This is a genomic window from Alteribacter salitolerans (genome assembly GCF_016901055.1).
Lineage (GTDB): Bacteria > Bacillota > Bacilli > Bacillales > Salisediminibacteriaceae > Alteribacter > Alteribacter keqinensis.
Genome location: NZ_JAFEUX010000004.1, coordinates 202,534 through 221,133 on the forward strand (window position 1 = coordinate 202,534; position 18,600 = coordinate 221,133).

The 18,600-nt window shown below is 45.9% G+C and carries 20 protein-coding genes and 1 tRNA gene; 4 read left to right on the forward strand and 17 right to left on the reverse strand.

Annotated elements, in window-relative coordinates; translation table 11 throughout:
* Positions 1 to 84 precede the first annotated feature (84 nt).
* From JSY36_RS09650 to JSY36_RS09675, 6 genes are all read right to left on the reverse strand, one after another.
* On the reverse strand, positions 85 to 576 hold the full coding sequence (locus JSY36_RS09650; RefSeq protein WP_205166220.1) for a hypothetical protein: 492 nt from the start codon (positions 574 to 576) through the stop codon (positions 85 to 87).
* Between the two features lie 38 nt (positions 577 to 614).
* Positions 615 to 1,292, reverse strand: coding sequence for a YknW family membrane protein (yknW, locus tag JSY36_RS09655; RefSeq protein ID WP_205166221.1), 678 nt, complete (start codon positions 1,290 to 1,292; stop codon positions 615 to 617).
* Positions 1,293 to 1,557: 265 nt separating this feature from the next.
* Positions 1,558 to 1,791: a hypothetical protein gene (locus JSY36_RS09660; protein ID WP_205166222.1), complete on the reverse strand. Its 234-nt coding sequence runs from the start codon at positions 1,789 to 1,791 to the stop codon at positions 1,558 to 1,560.
* 95 nt (positions 1,792 to 1,886) lie between these two features.
* The gene (locus JSY36_RS09665) at positions 1,887 to 3,059 is read right to left on the reverse strand and encodes an MGDG synthase family glycosyltransferase (protein WP_205166223.1); all 1,173 of its coding nucleotides are present in this window, start codon (positions 3,057 to 3,059) and stop codon (positions 1,887 to 1,889) included.
* A gap of 393 nt (positions 3,060 to 3,452) precedes the next feature.
* Complete coding sequence (locus JSY36_RS09670; protein ID WP_205166224.1) at positions 3,453 to 3,887, reverse strand: GNAT family N-acetyltransferase; 435 nt, start codon at positions 3,885 to 3,887, stop codon at positions 3,453 to 3,455.
* Positions 3,888 to 3,889: 2 nt separating this feature from the next.
* Positions 3,890 to 4,405 carry a YjcG family protein gene (locus tag JSY36_RS09675; protein WP_122897353.1) on the reverse strand — a complete coding sequence of 172 codons (516 nt, stop codon included), beginning with the start codon at positions 4,403 to 4,405 and terminating at the stop codon, positions 3,890 to 3,892.
* A 224-nt stretch (positions 4,406 to 4,629) separates the two neighbouring features.
* Between JSY36_RS09675 and JSY36_RS09680 the strand changes: the two genes are divergently transcribed.
* The 3 genes from JSY36_RS09680 (at position 4,630) to JSY36_RS09690 (ending at position 5,654) form a co-directional block, all read left to right on the forward strand.
* Entirely contained in the window at positions 4,630 to 5,190 is a 561-nt protein-coding gene (locus JSY36_RS09680; RefSeq protein WP_205166225.1) for a phosphatidylglycerophosphatase A family protein, read from the forward strand.
* Positions 5,191 to 5,302: 112 nt separating this feature from the next.
* Positions 5,303 to 5,503, forward strand: coding sequence for a hypothetical protein (locus tag JSY36_RS09685; RefSeq protein WP_122898616.1), 201 nt, complete (start codon positions 5,303 to 5,305; stop codon positions 5,501 to 5,503).
* Positions 5,504 to 5,578: 75 nt separating this feature from the next.
* Positions 5,579 to 5,654, forward strand: a tRNA-Val gene (locus tag JSY36_RS09690).
* Between the two features lie 106 nt (positions 5,655 to 5,760).
* On the opposite strand, the gene JSY36_RS09695 is transcribed toward JSY36_RS09690, so the two are convergent.
* From JSY36_RS09695 to JSY36_RS09740, 10 genes are all read right to left on the reverse strand, one after another.
* Positions 5,761 to 6,609: a DegV family protein gene (locus JSY36_RS09695; RefSeq protein WP_236784705.1), complete on the reverse strand. Its 849-nt coding sequence runs from the start codon at positions 6,607 to 6,609 to the stop codon at positions 5,761 to 5,763.
* A 229-nt stretch (positions 6,610 to 6,838) separates the two neighbouring features.
* Positions 6,839 to 7,753, reverse strand: a complete 915-nt coding sequence (locus JSY36_RS09700; RefSeq protein WP_205166228.1) for a C40 family peptidase — start codon at positions 7,751 to 7,753, stop codon at positions 6,839 to 6,841.
* Positions 7,750 to 8,847, reverse strand: coding sequence for a dipeptide epimerase (locus JSY36_RS09705; RefSeq protein WP_205166229.1), 1,098 nt, complete (start codon positions 8,845 to 8,847; stop codon positions 7,750 to 7,752). The genes JSY36_RS09700 and JSY36_RS09705 overlap by 4 nt, the downstream gene beginning before the upstream one ends.
* 24 nt (positions 8,848 to 8,871) lie before the next feature.
* Positions 8,872 to 9,831, reverse strand: coding sequence for an ABC transporter ATP-binding protein (locus JSY36_RS09710; RefSeq protein ID WP_205166232.1), 960 nt, complete (start codon positions 9,829 to 9,831; stop codon positions 8,872 to 8,874).
* Between the two features lie 15 nt (positions 9,832 to 9,846).
* Complete coding sequence (locus tag JSY36_RS09715; RefSeq protein ID WP_205166233.1) at positions 9,847 to 10,575, reverse strand: gamma-glutamyl-gamma-aminobutyrate hydrolase family protein; 729 nt, start codon at positions 10,573 to 10,575, stop codon at positions 9,847 to 9,849.
* 126 nt (positions 10,576 to 10,701) lie between these two features.
* Positions 10,702 to 12,360 (reverse strand): peptide ABC transporter substrate-binding protein, encoded by a 1,659-nt coding sequence (locus JSY36_RS09720; RefSeq protein ID WP_205166234.1) that lies wholly within the window; start codon positions 12,358 to 12,360, stop codon positions 10,702 to 10,704.
* An 89-nt stretch (positions 12,361 to 12,449) separates the two neighbouring features.
* Complete coding sequence (locus JSY36_RS09725) at positions 12,450 to 13,442, reverse strand: ABC transporter ATP-binding protein (RefSeq protein ID WP_122897361.1); 993 nt, start codon at positions 13,440 to 13,442, stop codon at positions 12,450 to 12,452.
* Between the two features lie 3 nt (positions 13,443 to 13,445).
* Positions 13,446 to 14,393 carry an ABC transporter permease gene (locus JSY36_RS09730; protein WP_122897362.1) on the reverse strand — a complete coding sequence of 316 codons (948 nt, stop codon included), beginning with the start codon at positions 14,391 to 14,393 and terminating at the stop codon, positions 13,446 to 13,448.
* Position 14,394: 1 nt separating this feature from the next.
* Positions 14,395 to 15,327, reverse strand: coding sequence for an ABC transporter permease (locus tag JSY36_RS09735; protein WP_205166235.1), 933 nt, complete (start codon positions 15,325 to 15,327; stop codon positions 14,395 to 14,397).
* Positions 15,328 to 16,316: 989 nt separating this feature from the next.
* Entirely contained in the window at positions 16,317 to 17,225 is a 909-nt protein-coding gene (locus tag JSY36_RS09740) for a glycine betaine ABC transporter substrate-binding protein (RefSeq protein ID WP_236784706.1), read from the reverse strand.
* 130 nt (positions 17,226 to 17,355) lie between these two features.
* On the opposite strand from JSY36_RS09740, the gene JSY36_RS09745 reads away from it, so the two are divergent.
* On the forward strand, positions 17,356 to 18,051 hold the full coding sequence (locus tag JSY36_RS09745) for a hypothetical protein (protein WP_205166236.1): 696 nt from the start codon (positions 17,356 to 17,358) through the stop codon (positions 18,049 to 18,051).
* Positions 18,052 to 18,269: 218 nt separating this feature from the next.
* Here JSY36_RS09745 and JSY36_RS09750 read toward each other — a convergent pair whose 3' ends face one another.
* The gene (locus tag JSY36_RS09750) at positions 18,270 to 18,392 is read right to left on the reverse strand and encodes a YjcZ family sporulation protein (RefSeq protein WP_205166237.1); all 123 of its coding nucleotides are present in this window, start codon (positions 18,390 to 18,392) and stop codon (positions 18,270 to 18,272) included.
* Between the last annotated feature and the right edge of the window lie 208 nt (positions 18,393 to 18,600).

The following is an 18,600-nucleotide window of genomic DNA, read 5'->3' on the forward strand; positions in this document are numbered from 1 at the left end:
ATGTTGATACCGGAGGGGGTTTTAGTGTTTCGGGGAGGGTCATAATTCCTGGATTCATGATATCCTTTTTCTCTTCTTCCCGTTTCACCCCTCCACAGCTTCCACTTCCGTCAGCTCAACAGTTCCATCATGAATCAGATAAAAGAAGCCACTCGGGCCATGTATATCCAAAGGTTCCCCGCCGGCAACATGAACCGAGGTTATCGCTGAATCATTAACTGCCCCTGCAATAACAGCCACCTCAAATCTGGAATATGTTTCTGTCTGAAAACCAATCGTGTGTATTGGAGAGTCACCCTCAAAACCGTAGTATGCCGAACTTCGGTACCAGGCATATCCTTTGTCACTCTCGGCAATAGAAGCTACACCAAGAGCATCATTGTATTCGTAAAAAATAAACGTTTCTCCATCGTATTCCTCTACAGAAAGAACCGCATACCCGCCAGCACCTTCACTTATCACTCCTTCCTGAATCGCTTCCTCTTTCGTTTCATACCAGGTAAGACTCTCACCACCGCTACAAGCAGCCATGATCATCACACTGCACATCAATACAGCTATAAGTAAACGTTTCATTATCTTTGTCTCCCCTCCCTCATTTCTACATGTCAGCCTCACAGTCCCGCAGATAGATAGGCGATAAACGACCCGCCTGCGTAAATAATAAGAGCGGTTATCCATGCTGCTGCAGGGCTCATGGAAACTACAATACGAAGCCCAATTACCGTAAGAATAAGAAGCCAGATGCCGAACACTTCAAACATGGCAACAAGAGGAAAGACTTGATCGAGAGGATCAAAAAATACCGTTAAACCAGTGTATGTCTGCAACGGGTCCAGCCCGAATGCCAAGATAATCAAAAGGTTCACTAAAAGACCGATCCCTGTAAGGAGATTGACAAATACATTTAATGAAAACAGTTGCTTGAATGTTGCTTCCCCAGCTGTGATTTTAGCAGCGATCCACATAACAAAGGCAGCAAACAAAGAGCCGATTACCGGAATAAACAACATAGAAATAAAAGTCGTGAGTCGCATAATCCCTTCCGCCGCTTCAATGAAAACCGCTTCGTCTGCAGGCACATCCCCAATGAGTGTCTGAAAATCCGTTGTGTAGGCAAAAATCCCCCCAAAAACGGCAAAGACCGCCGTCACTATTAAGAGCGGCAGGGCAACCGTCGGGTTTTCTTTCATTCTGGAGAACTGCTCCGCCGGGCTCGTAATGATTTTAAATAAAGATGGTTTCTTTTTCTCAGGTTGCACCGGGTCTATATTATGTACAGCTTCTGACATGATACATTCCTCCCCCTTTTTATGTTACGGTAATGTTTACGGCGCAAATAAGGAAGAAGTTTCAAATTATGTTAAAGTTTTTCATGGAAGATCCATTGGTGCTTTGTCGAAATTCGACTAATTCTCTTTAAATCCTTAAAAACTTTGCATAAAATCGGGCAAGTTCTCCATAAACCGTCGCCAATTCTGCATAAACTGTCCGAAGTTCTCCATAAACCGCAGAAACTTCTCCATAAAAAAGACGCGCTTCATGATGAAGAGCGTTTTACCCGATTTGATCGTCCTGTCTCCACGACCGGCGTTTCACAGGAAGAGCGGAAAGAATATTCAGCCGTTTAAATGTACGGACAGCCTGCCGCATATGGCAGAAGGCAGTAATCGCATCTTCGTTCACCTGCCTGACTGTAACGACACGCTTAGTGACAATGCCTTTCTCACTCATATAAATCATTTCAACGGGGGTCCGGTCAGCAATACTCCGTCTGAACAGTCCTTCCATTAGAGCCCCTCCTCCTGTAAAAATGGTACTTATATTATACAAACAAACGTTCTCTATCACAATCATTTTACCCCTGCCAAATCATTCCTAAACAGCTACGTATGAAACTCTCCCTTTTCCTTCTGTTTCTCACGCATGGCAAGAATGTGATTCAACCGGTAGATGCTTCCCCGGCCGACGTACGCCTGTTTTTTTGCTTCAAATCCTTCATGCAGAAGAAGCATTTTATCCACCAGTTCACACGTCTGCACCTGGGGGATATCCGGGATCTCATGGTGGCTGTTTATACATTCTTCCGCTGCCGCTCCGGCTTCGCTTACGTTCGATGAAATAAAAAGATCTGCCAGTCTTTTTTTATTTTCCTCTTCCTGACCCGGAAGTGGTGAGACCATAATCGTCGGAATTCGGGCGGCGATGGCTTCTGTCATGGTTACACCGCCGGGCTTTGAAATGAGCACATCCGACGCTTTAACGTAATCGGAAAACACCGGTGTGTAGGGAAAAGTTCTTACATCATGACGCGTTTCCAACGTAATGAGTTGCTTGGCTGCTTTCACGTTCTCCCCTGTAAAGCAGAGGATCGTCCAAACACCCTCAGCCTTTATTTCAAAGCTTTTAATGACATTTTTATAATGAAGAAGTCCTTCTTTCCCTCCGCTGATGGAAACCACTTTTCCATTGACCGGGAGGCCGAGACGGTGTCTCAATTCTGTTTTTTCCTCGGGTTGGAACCATTTCTTTCTTACACTGATGCAGCCGTGGACGAACTGGGCAAAAGGAAACGCATGCTGCAGTTCGTCTACCTCTTTTTTGCACGGTAAAAAAACGGCAGTGACTTCTTTTGTGAGACTCATCCCATGAAACGAATAGTCGGTAACCAGGGAATATAATGCAGGAGGCTTCTTGAATTGACCGCTCTGAATGGCTCCGCTTGCCACCGAAGCAGCAAGAGGGTGGGTTGCGATGATGATGGCAGGTGCTCCCAGTCTCATCCGCTGCCAGGCACCGGACCAGAGGGTTTCCCCAGTAAAAACACTAGACTTATATGGCACATCTGAACGTTTGTAAATGGTACGCCACAGGGAAGGACAGACTTGTACCATCGAAAGGTAAAGAGAAGGAATGCGTTTTTTTAAAACAGGAGGCAGACAGCTGAAAAGATCGATGACTTCACAGCGGGCTCCTCTTTTTTCCCATTCTTCTTTCACGACATCACAAACAGCATCATGACCGGCTCCGGCTGAGACCGTTAATAAGATCACTCGCATGCTCACTTCACCTGCCTCTAAACAAACCATTTATTATTAGTGTAGTGTGTGATGAGCCAAAAGATTCCATACAGAAACAGGCATTTTATTTTTTGGCTGTGTTAAAGATTTAGCGAAGCAGGGCACTGAAAAAAGTCCATTTTCTTTAGGCGCTTGCGAGGCCTACCCGGAATTCGTTCTTCCCGCAGGAGTGTCGCACATTCGCTCCAATCAACGCTTTATACAACAATGACCTTTACCACATTAAAGACCATGCGACCACAGAGTGGCAGTGTTAAGTTCAGTGGTTGACTTTTTTCAGCTGCCTCGCAGATCATGCGGGGGCTCACAACCGTGCGTGATTGCAATTGAGCGGAAATCAACACCAGCCTCTTTCAAAAAAAAGACAGCCTCCTAAGAGACTGTCTCGATCGTTTTTCTCATGGCCACATGGGGTATGCCGGCATCAAAAAACTCCCCGGATATCGTTTCATATCCTAAACGGGTGTAAAAGCGTTCTGCAGTGATCTGCGCATTAAGCTTTATATCCTCGATTGGATACCCTTTGGCTTCCTGTTCAATTTTCTCCATGATTTCCACTCCGACACCCTGGGTGCGGTATTCTTTTAACACGCAGATCCGCTCCACTTTACCGATGTCATCCAGAATTCTGAGACGTCCTGCCCCAACCGGCTTTTCGCCGTCATAGGCAACGAAATGGACAGCATCCTTTTCGTACTGGTCGATCTCTTCTTCTTCAGGAACGTTCTGCTCGTCCACAAAGACGGTACGTCTCACAAAGAAAGCGTCTTCCTGTTCTTTATCCGATGCCACTACTCTTACTTCCACGACTATTCTCCTTTACCAAGTCGGAAGGTTTCGTAAACAGTCCACATATTGTTATCAAGCTGATACAAAAGTGAAAAGCGGTCGATCATTTCCTCGTGGTTAATGGACTCCATTTTCAGTCGTCCGAACACATCGGAGCACTCGTCGTTATCAAGCTGCTGACCGATCGTAATGTGCGGGACAAACTGGTAGTCGTAATGATGCTCAAGCTTACCTGAATTGAGTCGTTCACGAAGGGTCGTTAATGTATCGTTTTCACGGACTTTCATATAGATCGTGTTCGTTACAGGGTGGAAAGAGCCGAACTTATAAACCTCCATTGTAAACGGACTTGTCTGACTTGCAACATTACGCATTTCTTCAAGAATCTCAGGCAGATCCTCTTCTTCTGCTTCAAACGATTCTTTGATCGTTACGTGGGGCGGTATGAGCGCATAATGAGAATCGTACCTTTTTCTGTATGAGTTTGCGATATCCTGTAATTTTTTTGATGGAAAAATAGCAATGCCGTATTTCATGTTGAATGCCCTCCTTATGTAATCACTTTATCATTTTGAACCGCTTTTTATTCAGACAGCCTGCCGACACAATAACCCTGTCTTTTACGTTTATTCAACATATACCACGAATTCTCCTTTTTTTCTACTATGATTGTTTCCTGTTAAAATGTAAATAGTCATTCAATTTCAAATGATTATGCTAAACTGTAGGTAGGACGCACCAGACATAGGAGGAATGCACAATGAGTGAAAGAAAACCTGTTCATTGCCACGTAGTAGAAACGGCAGCACGCAAATTGATTGAAGAACGGGGTGTTACCCTGGAAGACATCGCAAAAATCGTTTACGATATGCAGGAACCTTACAACCCTGACCTGACGATGGAGGACTGCCTCGACAGTGTGGACAAGGTGCTTCATAAAAGAGAAATTCACCACGCAGTCCTGGTTGGAATTGAGCTGGATAAACTGGCCGAGAAAAAACAGCTCTCAGAACCGCTCCAGTCAATTGTAGAAATGGACGAAGGCCTTTTCGGTGTCGATGAAACGATCGCCCTCGGTTCTGTTTTCGGATACGGTAGCATTGCGGTTACGACATTTGGTTATCTCGATAAAGAAAAATCCGGAATTATCCGGGAACTGGACCAGAAAAAGGACGGCAAGATCCACACGTTCCTGGATGACCTTCTTTGCAGCATTGCAGCAAATGCATCAAGCCGCCTGGCACACCGGCTTAGAGACCGCCAGGAACGTCTTCGGGAAGAAGAGATCAGAGAGCGTGACCGTGAAGAACGGATCGGTTAATTTAAGAGGCAGAGCCGGCCCGGTTCTGCCTTTTTTATTTGTACTCATGTCAGTGGTATTCTTTTCCCTGAAATCACATACGCTAACGAAAACAATGGTTGGGGTGACAATAATGCCGGCAAAAAAGAAGCAGCCTTTAAAGCGTACACGATGGGTCTATTTGAAGCAGATTTTTACATCCAAGTTTCAGGCAGGGTGTCTGAAAGCCAAGCTCGAGGAAAACTGGCAGAACGGCTACGAGATTCCCCCGTGGGTGGAAATACGCAAGCTGAAGGAAAACCGGTATGTGGTCAGGTATACGTACGATGAATAAGACATCCGAGAATTTTTTCACAAATCTATTGACTTCTATTTCCCGCTGAGATATATTATTAATTGTTGCAATAACGTTCCGTTAGCTCAGTTGGGAGAGCGCCACCTTGACAGGGTGGAGGTCACTGGTTCGAGCCCAGTACGGGACACCATAATATGTACATATTCCTCATCACATTGTGATGAGGTTTTTTATTTTGTTTGCGCAAAAAAGCTTATCTGTCAATTGACAGATAAGCTTTTTCATTTTGATAGAAACTATCCTTTTTGCCACAAGAGAGCCAGGGTGCCTTCCCCGGCGTGGACGGCGATGGTGGAACTGATCTCTCCGGTCATGATGTCCAGGTTGGGCATTTTTTCTTTAAGTTTTGCTTCCAGCTGGGAAGCTTTTTCCGGTACATTTCCGTGCATGATCTGAGCCTTGTTTACCGGGTGTTCCTGATGGTATGTGTAAAGAAGTTCAACGAGGCGGTTCATCGCTTTTTTCTCTGAACGGACGCGCTCGAACAGGTTGAACTCTCCTTCAGGTGTGATCGTAATGACAGGCTTAATTTTAAGCACACTTCCGATCAAGTACTGGGCACCGCTCATGCGGCCGCCTTTATAAAACTGATCAAGGCTGCCCAGAAGTATGTAGTTCGCTGTACGGCCTGCCTGATCTCTTACGTGCTCAGCGATTTCAGCGGCTTCCTTGCCTTCCTCTGATAGTCTGATGGATTCATTGATTAAATGTGTAATCGCATAACTCATACATTTTGAGTCAACGACTTCCACGGGGAAGTTGTCTACCATGTCACTCCCCTGTTTGGCACTTGCCATTGTCCCACTCAGCTTATCGGAAATATGAATCGACACAGCTGAGTCGTAGTCTTCTTTTAATTTCTCATATAATTCAGCGAACACACCGATTGCAGGCTGGCTGGTTTTTGGTACTTCCTTCTCTTTACGAATCCGTTCATAAAGCTCGTCCACCGTTAGATCAACCCCGTCTGCGTAGGAGACATCATCAATAATAATGCTGAGCGGCAGCGAGTAAACGTCCGGATGGTTTTTAAGCTCTTCAGTCAGGTAGGCAGTACTGTCCGTAACAAATGCAATTTTCCCCATCTATATCATCTCAATTCTTAAAAGAGTTTGTAAACGTATTCTTTAAAACTATTATATCTTAAGTTCTTTTTTATACCAAGTACTAATTGTTGGTACTAAACTCTATTTTACAGCATAATAAAAGAACCGCCCGAATTCAGACGGTTCTATCCCTTGATACACATGGATTTCCCAAAATTCCTGCCATTATCGTAATCTTACACAAAATTGTGCGGGGACAGACCCCCGCTTACCAGAAGCGGCGGGCGGAGCGGTAGTTTTTATCGTATTTCGTGTTTTTGATCGGTACGATTTCGATTCCTTTTCCGGCACTCGGGGCGTGAAGCATCTGCCCGTCTCCGTAGTAAAACCCGACATGGTATACGAAGCCCTTTCCTTCGTCTTTCGCAAAGTAAATGCAGTCCCCCGGTTTGAGGTCTTCACGGGCGACAGGCTCCCCTGCTTTTTCCTGGTCGGATGCGTCCCGGGGGATGGTGATTCCGAAGTGACGGTGGACGGTATATGTAAATCCTGAGCAGTCAAAACCGAATCCGCTCATCCCTCCCCAAAGGTACGGAAGTTCAAGAAACATTTCTCCATTTTTGACCAAAGCCTCACCCAGTGGAGCAGGAATGTCCCTTTCTTTTTCATATACATTCACATCACCTGACTTAATCTGTGCTGCACCGTGTGGCGTGTTTACCGATACAAACGCACCTTCAACAATGTCACTTGCCAGTGGAAGCCTGGTTTCATAACTGATTTCAAGAATTGGTTCCTGATTTTGATAAAGCCACGCTGTTTGTGTTTTTACTGCTGCGAAGGGAGTATCAGACTCAATATTTGTTTCTGACCGTTCGATAACCTGGCATTTTGGAATCCATCCGGGATAGCCTTTTTCGCTTTTTCTGGAAGGCTGATCATTTACGCAGACATGAAGCCAGTCTTCTCTTTCCTCAATCAGTGTGACCATTTGTCCGTACAGTACCTGTGACTGAACAATATTATCGTCTGTCAGCTGCCTGCGGTCTTCTGTTGTTAACCCGCCAAGCCAGCCGCGGATGTCCGCGGGCTCTTTCAGTGCCGCCTGATCCATTTCACGGGGCTTGTCCGGTGACGTCCAAAGCGTTGCGACTGCTGCTTTTACGATGTATTCTGTACTCATTTATACGCCTCCTCAAACTCTCCCACACTTGTTATTCCGAGCCCCGGTTCCGTCTGCATGGTGATTTTATTCTTTGAGTAAACCATCCCGCCGTTCACGATGTCTTCTTTTAACATAAGGGGGCTGTCAAAATCAAAGCGGGTAACATTTTTCTTACTTGCAGCAAAGTGTGCAGCAGCGGAGATTCCCACACGGGTTTCGATCATACTGCCTGTCATGCATTCGATCCCTGCCGCTTCTGCAAGACGGTTAATCGCCTCTGCCTTATAGATGCCGCCGGACTTCATGAGCTTAATGTTAATCAGATCGGCACAACGGTTTGTAATGATGCGAAGGGCATCCTCTGGTGAAAAGACACTTTCGTCAGCCATAATCGGTGTGATTGTGCTGTCTGTAACCATCTTCAACCCTTCGAAATCATAAGCTTTGACCGGCTGTTCCACAAGTTCGACCCCAAGGTCCATGTCAGCCATTTTATTAATCGCGAAAACCGCATCTTTTGGATTCCATCCCTGGTTTGCATCAAGACGGATTTTAATGCCGTTCCCGATCCTTTTACGGATTTCCGAGATACGCTCGATGTCTTTATGTATGTCATCAATGCCTACTTTTACTTTCAGGACCGTAAATCCGTCGTTCACGTATTCGACAGCGTCCTCCCCCATCTCTTCAGGAGCGTTAACGCTTACGGTATAATCTGTTTCAAGCTCATTTTGATAGCCGCCAAGGTACTGGTAAAGAGGTACGTTCATTTTTTTTGCCAGAAGGTCGTACAGGGCCATGTCCACTGCGGCTTTCGCACTTGTGTTCCGGACAAGGATACGATGGAGCTTCTGGAATACCTGTTCGAAATTTGTTACGTCCATCCCGGTTAATGCGGGGCGGATCGTATGTTGTATCGCTCCTTCAACGCTCTCCAAGCTGTCTCCTGTGACAACAATGGTTGGCGGTGCTTCTCCAAAACCCGTAAGCCCGTTGTCACAATGAATCGTCACAATGACCGCCTCTGCCGTTTCAAGAGTGCGCAGGGCCGTTTTGAACGGTTTTCTTAAAGGAACCGCAATACGCTTCGTCTTTATTTTTTCAATGATCATCTGTTTTCACTTCCAATCGAAGGATTATTGTTCGTACAAATGACACGCGACAAAATGGTTCGGGCGGGCTTCCAGCCACTCCGGTTTTCTCTTAGCGCACACATCCATGGCTTCAGGACAGCGTGTTCTGAACGGACAGCCGCTCGGAGGATCGATCGGACTTGGAACGTCCCCTTTTAAAATGGTCCTTTCTCTCGTTTCCTCAACATCCGGGTCCGGTATCGGAATAGAGGAAAGCAGCGCCCGGGTATACGGGTGCAGCGGTTCTTCATATAAATCTTCACTGTCTGCAAGCTCCATCATGCCACCCAAATACATAACCCCGATCCTGTCACTAATGTGCTTGACCATGGATAAATCGTGTGCAATAAACAAGTAGGTAAGTCCCCGTTCTTTTTGAAGGTCTTTCATGAGGTTCACAACCTGCGCCTGAATGGAAACGTCAAGAGCTGAGATAGGCTCGTCCGCAATAATAAATTCCGGATCCAGAGCAAGTGCTCTGGCAATTCCGATCCTCTGACGCTGACCCCCGCTGAATTCGTGAGGAAAACGAGTTGCATGTTCTTTGCTTAAGCCTACAGTTTCCAAAAGATGATGGACTCGCTTTCTTCTTTCTTTGCCCTGGTATATGTCATGGATATCCATCCCCTCGGCGATTATGTCTTCCACTGTCATTCTTGGATTTAAGGATGCATAAGGATCCTGGAAGATCATTTGCATCTTCCGGTTAAATTTCTTTATCTTTTTCCCTTTCAACGTATGTACATTTTCACCATCATAGATGACTTCACCTGATGTCGCCCGGTACAGGCGGATGATCGTCCGGCCGGTGGTGGACTTCCCGCACCCTGACTCGCCGACCAGACCAAGCGTTTCACCTTCGTATACGTCAAAGGATATATCGTTGACCGCTTTTAATATCTTCCCTTTTCCTACTTCAAAATGCTTTTGCAAGTTTTTCACTTCTACTAACTTCTTAGCCATATGAAACCCCTCCGCTTATGTTTCATTCCTGATCGCTTTCTTTTTTTTCTCAGCAGCTTCAATAAACGCCTTGAACAACCGGACAGACTGCTCATCAGTCATACATTCCGGGTGCCATTGCACGCCTAAAACAAACGTATGTTTCGTACTTTGAAAAGCTTCGATCACCTGATCGGAAGACCGGGCGATCACATTAAAACCCGGTGCCATCTCTCGTACTGTCTGATGGTGAAAGCTGTTAACTTTGTACTTTTTCTGCTTGGAAATGCTGTGAAGTAAACTGCCTTCTGTTACTTCTATGAAATGGGACCCGTGACTTCTGGGGGCCCGCTGAGTGTGTTGAAGGAGGGCATGATCCATTTGTGTGTAAATATCCTGATACATATCTCCACCGGCAGCAATGTTTAATATCTGGCAGCCTCTGCAAATGGCAAGGATCGGCTTATCCTGCTTCATCGCCTCCTTCAACAGATCAACTTCAAACACGTCCCGGTCGGGATGAATAAGTCCCAGATTCGGGTGAGGCTCTTCACCAAACAGGGTTGGGTCGATATCTCCGCCCCCGGTGACAACAATCCCATCAACGGTGTTCACGTAGTTACTCATATGATCCTGGTTTGTAACATTAGGGAGCACAAAAGGGGTACCGCCTGCCCGCAAAACAGACCTGATATTGTCATACGATGTTTGAAGCGTGCGATCGTCCACATAAGAAGATGTAATACCAATGATGGGCTTCTTCATGATGAAAAACTCCCTCCAAGTTCATTTCGCTCACTCTCTTACTCTATGTATATATAAAGCTTTCATTCCTTATGTAAAAGGACATCACCCCGGTAAAACTCACCGGGGTGACTGACCAATATGACCTTACTCCATGCTTGCCCATTTGAATTCTACGAATCCAACCGGGTGTCGTACTACGTCTTGTACGTTGTCTTTCTTAATGAACGTTGTGTTGTAGTAATAAAGTGGAACAATAACATAGTCATCCATAAACACTTTCTCGGCTTCAATCATAAGATCAAAGCGTGCTTCCGGATCCGTTTCAGCCAGGCTCTCTGATACAAGCTGGTCATATTCTTCGTTGGACCATCCCGTTCTGTTCATTGGGTTTCCTGAAGTAAAGTTGTCCAGATAGTTCATTGGATCGTTGTACCCGCCAAGGAACGAAGAACGGGAATATTGCAGTTCCAGGTCACGCTGGGCATCAAGGAAAACAGCAAATTCCTGATTCTCAAGACCAATCTCCACACCAAGGTTTTGCTGTAACATTTCTTGAATGGCTTGAGCAACAGTATGGTTAAGATCACTTGTGCTGTATGTGAGATTTACTTCTGGAAGCTCATCGTATCCTTCCTCTTCCATCCCTAATTCCAGCAGTTCCTGTGCTTCTTCAAAGTCGAACTCATGAAGGTCACCAGCTGCTTCACGGTAAGTGGAACCGTCTGGATGCTGGAAATCATCAAAAACGTAGCCGGTCATGACAGGCTGACCTTCTTGTGTGATATAGTCAACAATTTCCTGTGCATTAATCGCTTTTGCAAAGGCAGCTCGGATATTGCGGTTTTGGAATGGTTCCATATCCACATTAAATCGCTGGAACTCAATACCTGAACGTGGGTACTGAATCGTTTCAGGTCCACCGACAAGTTCGCCTGCCATATCGGAAGGAATGCCTGTCATATGAACTTCATCGTTGCCATAAAGCTGATAAGCTGTGTTGGAGTCCTCGATCATAACGTACTCAACGCCGTCAAGGTTAACGGTGTCCGCGTCCCAGTAATCTTCATTTTTCGTAATAAGCAAGTATTCATCGTCTTCCCACTCACTAACGACAAACGGACCGTTTCCTACAAAGGTATCTGCACTGTTCGCCCAGTTGTCATCACCTTCCACTGTATCTTTATGTACAGGGAAAAGCTGCGGCATAGCAACAATGGACGGGAAGAAGTCAACAGGGTTCTCCAATGTGACTTCAAGTGTTTTTTCATCAATTGCTTCTACTTGAACATCTTCTGCAGAACCTTCTCCTTCGTTAAATGCTTCTGCTCCGGCAATCCAGTAGGAGTGGTGGGCAGCTGGCGAAGCTGTTTTTGGATCTGCAAGGCGCTTGAATGAAAATTCAAAGTCCTCCGCCGTTACAGGCTCTCCGTTGCTCCAATTCGCATCTTCACGAATGTAGAACGTGTATGTAAGACCGTCATCAGACACGTCCCAATCCTCAGCCATTGCAGGCTCCGGCGTTGCTTCGTCTTTTGCAAGTCGTGTCAGACCTTCCATAACATTGTTAAGAATGGCATAAGACGATTCGTCATTCCCGATCGGCGGATCAAGTGAAGTCGGGTTTCGTTCACTGTTGTAAATAAGGATGTTCTCTCCGTCACCAGACTCCTCTGCAGCTGCATCTTCTCCATTACCGTCCTCATCACCGGTCGTTTCTTCGTCGCCGGAACATCCGGTGGCAATCATCGCTGTTGCCATTAACCCGGTTCCAAGCAGCCACTTCAAACTTTTCGATTTTTTCATTCCTGTTTTCCCCCTTGTTTGTTTTGGTGATCAATGAAACCAGTAAAACCTGCTTTGTTCTCCTTCACCTCCTTAAAAATATAACCGTATTAAAACGGCTTCTCTGCGCGGGTATCCTGCAGCCAGCACTTTGTATAATGCTTGTTTGAGAGTTTCGTATAATCAGGATCAAGTGATACGCACACTTCCATGGCATAGTCACAACGCCGGGCAAATGCACAGCCTTCAGGCGGTGAGAATAAATCCGGCGGACTTCCGACAATCGGCACGAGCTTTTGGCTCCTGTCCCCGTCCAATCGCGGGACACTGTGAAGGAGACCACGCGTATACGGATGCTGGGGATCATAAAAAATCTCTTTTACCGTGCCCGTTTCCACGATCTCGCCTGCATACATCACGTTGATGCGGTCTGCTATCTGAGCCACTACGCCCAGGTCATGGGTGATGATAATAATGGCAACCCCTGTTTTTCTCTGTATTTCTTTAAACAAATCGATAATCTGTGCCTGGATGGTCACATCAAGTGCGGTTGTCGGTTCATCGGCAATGAGCAGTTCAGGCTTGCACATCAACGCCATGGCAATCATCAGACGCTGGCGCATTCCTCCACTGAACTGGTGTGGATACTGCTGAAGACGTTCTTCAGGGTTTGCAATCCCCACCAGGTGAAGAAGATCGATTGCTTCTTTTTTAGCATCCGCTTTACTGATCTTCTGATGAGTCAGAATCCCCTCGGTCAGCTGGTCGCCGACTTTAAGGGTAGGGTTGAGGCTTGTCATCGGGTCCTGAAAAATCATCCCGATCTGTTTCCCCCTGACTCCCCTCATTTGTTTTTCAGATAATGAAGCAAGATCCTTCCCGTTCATATGGATCGTTCCGTTTTTTATCCGGCCGGGCGGCTGTGGAATCAGACGCATGATACTCTGTGCAGTCACACTCTTTCCGCAGCCCGACTCTCCTACAATGGCCACAGTCTCTCCTTTATCTACAGCAAAGGTTACGCCTCTGACGGCCTGAACTTCGCCTCCCTGCGTGGAAAAAGAAACCGCTAAATCGTTTATTTCAAGTAATGCTTGTCCCATAGGCTACCTCCTTAGCTTTGGATCGAGTGCATCCCTTAATCCGTCTCCAAATACGTTGAATGCCAGCATTGTCAGTGAGATAAAGAAGGCAGGGAAAAACAGCCGCCACCAGTATCCTGTATTCAGTACACCAAGAGCATCGTTGGCCATCGATCCCCAGCTCGCTACCGGAGCTGAAACACCTAACCCTAAAAAGCTTAAAAATGCCTCTGCGAAAATGGCTCCCGGTACTGTCAGTGTCATGGAAACAATGACCGGCCCCATCGTATTCGGCAGTAAATGCTTGCGAATGATTCTTGATGTATCGGCGCCGAGAACTTTGGATGCGAGCACATATTCGTTTGTTTTCAGCTGGAGAACCTGTCCCCGGACAATCCTTGCCATACCGATCCACCCGGTGAGTGTCAGGGCAACGATAATGGTAAAAAGACCCGGTCCCATAATAACCATAAGTAAAATAACGACAAGAAGATATGGAAGGCCGTAAAGAATATCAATGATACGCATCATGACATTGTCTGTTCTTCCGCCTTTGTATCCTGAAACCCCTCCATAAATCACCCCGACAAAAAACTCAATCAGGGCAGCAGCAAATCCGATAAACAATGAAATTCTCGCACCGTACCATGTTCTGGTAAACATATCTCTTCCCAGGTTATCCGTACCAAACCAATGCTCACGGGAAGGGCCCATGTTCTGGTTGCTTAACGTTTGATCGGAATAGCTGTAAGGGGTGAGCATCGGCCCGATAATCGCCATGATCGTCAAAGCGATGATCACAACGAGTCCACTTACAGCAAGCTTGTTTTTCAAAAGTCTCTGCCAAGCATCTTTCCAAAACCCGACACTCGGGCGGACAAGTACATTCAGCTCAGCTTTATTCTTATCTACGGGGACAAAAAGCCGGTCTTCCGACGATCCTTTTGCCCTCTTCTCAGTTGTTACCGGCATTCTAGTCCTCCTTCGAGTGCAGCTTGATTCTCGGATCAATAAATCCGTATAAAATATCAACAATAAACATCATCACGACTAAAATTGTACTGTAGATCACCGTTGTAGCCATGATCATCGGATAATCACGATTACTAATACTGTTTACAAAGTACTGCCCGATTCCCGGAATCGAGAAAATCCGCTCTATCACAAAACTCCCTGTAAGAACCGAGGCAGTCAGTGCCCCCATAATCGTCACAACCGGCAGAAGTGCATTCCTAAGGGCATGTTTGACAACGATTTGGACTGAAGTGAGCCCTTTTGCTTTAGCTGTACGAATATAATCCTGTGTCAGAACTTCAAGCATGTTTGAACGTGTAAGTCTTGCAATAATGGCCATAGGACCTGACGCAAGAGCAAGTGCTGGTAAAATCACGTGCCTGTATGTACCCCACCTTGCAATCGGGAAAAAATCCACATGTACTGCTATGTAGTTAATAAACAGCATTGACTGAATAAAGTTCGGGATGGAAATGCCGATAACAGCGAGCACCATCGTCATATAGTCAATCATCTTGTTATGGCGGAGAGCGGCAAAAACACCCAGTACCACACCTGAAAGAACGGAGAAAATCAATGAAGCAATACCTAACTGAAGTGAAGCGGGGAATCCGCTTTCAATCATGTCGTTCACATCACGGGACCTTGATGTCATCGACGGTCCAAAATCAAACGTGGCGACATTCTTTAAGTAGGTTACATACTGGACTGGCAGTGGCTGGTCCAGGTTATAATAGGCAGCCAGGTTGGCACTTGCTGCATCGGAACTTCCTGCATCCCCTGTATCCAATGGATCCCCTGGTATGGCATGCATCAGAAAAAAGGTCAGGGTAATGATAATCCAGACCGTAAGAATCATCCATAAAAAACGTTTTAATATGTATTTAAGCAAAGTCTTGAGGCCCCCCTGTTGTAAAAGGTCTAAATTTTCCAAACATTCAGCACACACGAAATGCCCTCCGTCGAGGTGGTACAGGGACCATTAGTCAACTAGTCCTGTGACCTATTAACATCTCAGCTCCTTCCTCCATTAACAAAGTTTTGAAATTACATGGTCATTATATCAAAATAGATTTTACATCACAAATAATTATAAGAATTTTCTATATTTTATGCGCTGGATATGTCAGGTTTTTTCACATGGAAAATGCATGAATAACAATGGGGGAGAAAAACGATTTCTCGGTGAAAACCTTATAGATATATGAAGGTAAGCCCTTACATTGCAAGTAAACATTCATGTCCCCACCCCACCCTCAAAAGGATGGAAAAAGAAAATAATGAAGAAATATCCTGCATAAACACTATATACTATCCTATCTGAATTATGTAAATCCTGCGAGTGACTATAGGTCTATTTGTCCATCATTTCATACATTTCATATTCTATTAAAACAAAAAGGAAGGTCGGAAATGTTCATCCCGGTCCCTTCCTCTCCAACTCTTGTTGCATAAAAACCCTGTGTACCGCCATCAAAAAAAGCGGCTGGGACATAAAGAAAGTGTTTAGCTGAGAATCCGAATGATGCGCTAACATAGCGGATGAAATATACGCAGGCTCCTGCGGGTTAAAAGGAAGCCACTGAAAAAGTACAAAACAACTTTTTCAGTGGCTTTTATTTGAATGGCTTCAGCGGTTGCGCGCCTGATACGAGAAACCCACTCATACCAGGCTTTAAAAAATGCCAACCGTTACGCTCATTGCTTAGAAGGCACTGGAAAAGTTAAAGATCGAACTTTTTCAGTGCCTTCTGAGTCCCCGCAACGGTGAGAAGGCTCACCCGCTTCCCGCGGAAAGCGGAGTATATTTCAGGAGCGGTTTATTAGCGCCGCTTTTATTCGTTCGGATTCTCGTTGGCTAAAACACTTCAGTCCCAGCATTTATTCAGCCATCCATTCGTCAACCAGATCACGGTTTTCTTCAATCCACTCTTTCGCCCCTTCGTACGGGTCGTCCAGGTCATTGATTGTCGCCATGAGGTCACCGAGAGACTCGTCGTCCATCATCCAGTTGTCCATCCACTCCACCACTTCCGGATGATCATCAGCAAATCCTTCACGGGTCATGTAATAAATATCATCGGGGTCGCCGAACACGTTCTCCGGGTCTTCCAAATACTTAATGTCATAGTCGGCAAACAGCCAGTGCGGGCTCCAAAGCGTCACCACAATCGGCTCTTCATTTTCATACGACTGCATAAACTCTGCATTCATGGCAGGGTCTGAGCTTGTAACCAGGTTCAGATCCAGGTCGTATTCGTCTATGGCATCCCGGGCAAGATCCGTTAGGGCCGCTCCTTCTTCAATACCGACAATTTGTCCGTCAAACTCTGAGGCCATATCGTTTAATTCTTCGATCGAATCAATATCCATGTACTCTGGAACGGCAAACCCAAGCTCTGTTCCCTCATACCAGATTTCCCTCATGTCAACGTCATCACCGTACTCTTCTTCGTAGGATTCATCCGTATTCGGAAGCCATACTTCAGGGGCAATATCCAGCTCACCCCTGGAAATTCCGAGCCAGACCGGCGCTTTGTCCATGGACTGAATGTCCACTTCGTAGCCCTCTTCTTCCAGCAGCACCTTCCACATGTTTGAGACAGCAATATTTTCAGCCCAGTTATTCCGGCCAATCACAATCTCACCTTTATCTTCGGATGTCTCTTCAGCAGTTTCATCTCCACCGGCGTCCCCGCCTTCTTCAGGTGCTTCTCCACCGCCGCCGCAGGCTGTTGCGGCCATAAGCATTCCCAGTGAAAGTGCAAGTAACCCTTTATGCTTCTTCATCCATGTACACCTCTTTTTCCAAATTTACGTTACCAGAACGTATTTTTTCCAATCATACGTTTGTTATTCACTAAGCCTGTCCGGGAGGTGTTATGATTGGATAAATGAGTGAAAGAGAGGAGTTATTTTTATGGAAAGCCCCCTTCATGAACATTTAAAAAAACAGGCCCTGTACTGGCTGAAAGATAAAGTAGTTGACCTCTGCGCAAGCGAGGTAAAGTTATTTGTGAAACGAAAAAAACTGAAAGCAGACGCCCTCGGCATTAATATCAGGCGTCAGGAGTCCCGGATCATTGAAGTAAAAGTGTCCAGATCTGATTTTTTGCGGGATGAGGTCCTCCGGATGCCCTATGGCTATCATGAAATTGCCGATTATGCCTATATAATGACGCCAGCCGGACTCCTCGTCCCGGATGAGGTACCCCCGGGATACGGTCTTCTCGAGATTGACGAATTTGACAATGTGGCTGTGAGGAAAAACCCTGTCCGCAACCCGAACCCGGTTGTGGATCTTGAAATTTTAACGAAGCGTACCGCCCGTGCAGCCACAAATGCCGTCCTGTTTAAAGAGCTGAGTAAAGAGCAGCGGGATGTGACAAAAGGGGCATTTGCCAGGAACCCGAAAGCCCATCTCGTAAATGCCACTTGTCCATTATGTAAAAAACGCCACAAGTACCTGATCCGGGCTGAAGGTCAGGAAACGGTAAACTGTAAAGGACGGGGGTGCAAACACACAATCCCCCTTGATAAAGCCCGTGTTCATATCGTGACTTCGTATAATGAAAGGTTTTATAAGGATCTTCATAAAATTATGGAAGATGAATAGTAGATTTTAGCCGGTAATGCCTCCTCATAGGGCGCGGTTTCCATTTATATGGGAGAAAATCTGGAATTCTTAACATAAAAGGTCTTAACAACCAGGCCGGAATTCTTAACTTTGAGGAAGGACATCTTAACACAAATCCCCTAATTCCCTTCCCCGGGCAAAAAAAAAAAAGACTGCGCACTACCAGGCGCAGTCGTTCCCCGATATAGTTGCTACTACTAAGACCAGGCAGCGCCAGCGATGATGACAAGAAGGATGAACAATACGAGAATCAACCCGATGCCGTATCCTCCGCCTGATGGTGCACAACCGTAATTATATCCACCGTAACCCCAGCACATATGTGACACCTACCTTTTTTTAAGGATGTACTACAGTATAGTTTGAAAAGTCCGAACGGCTTGTTCATTCGCCCGGTATCAGCAAAATATCTCTGTATATGTGTGGATAAACTTGACGGGAGTCTATCAGGATTGCTGTTATTTTACACTTAGCAATCTGTTTTTTACGGTTAATCGTCGGCATTCTACGGTTGGCCTTCGCTTTTCT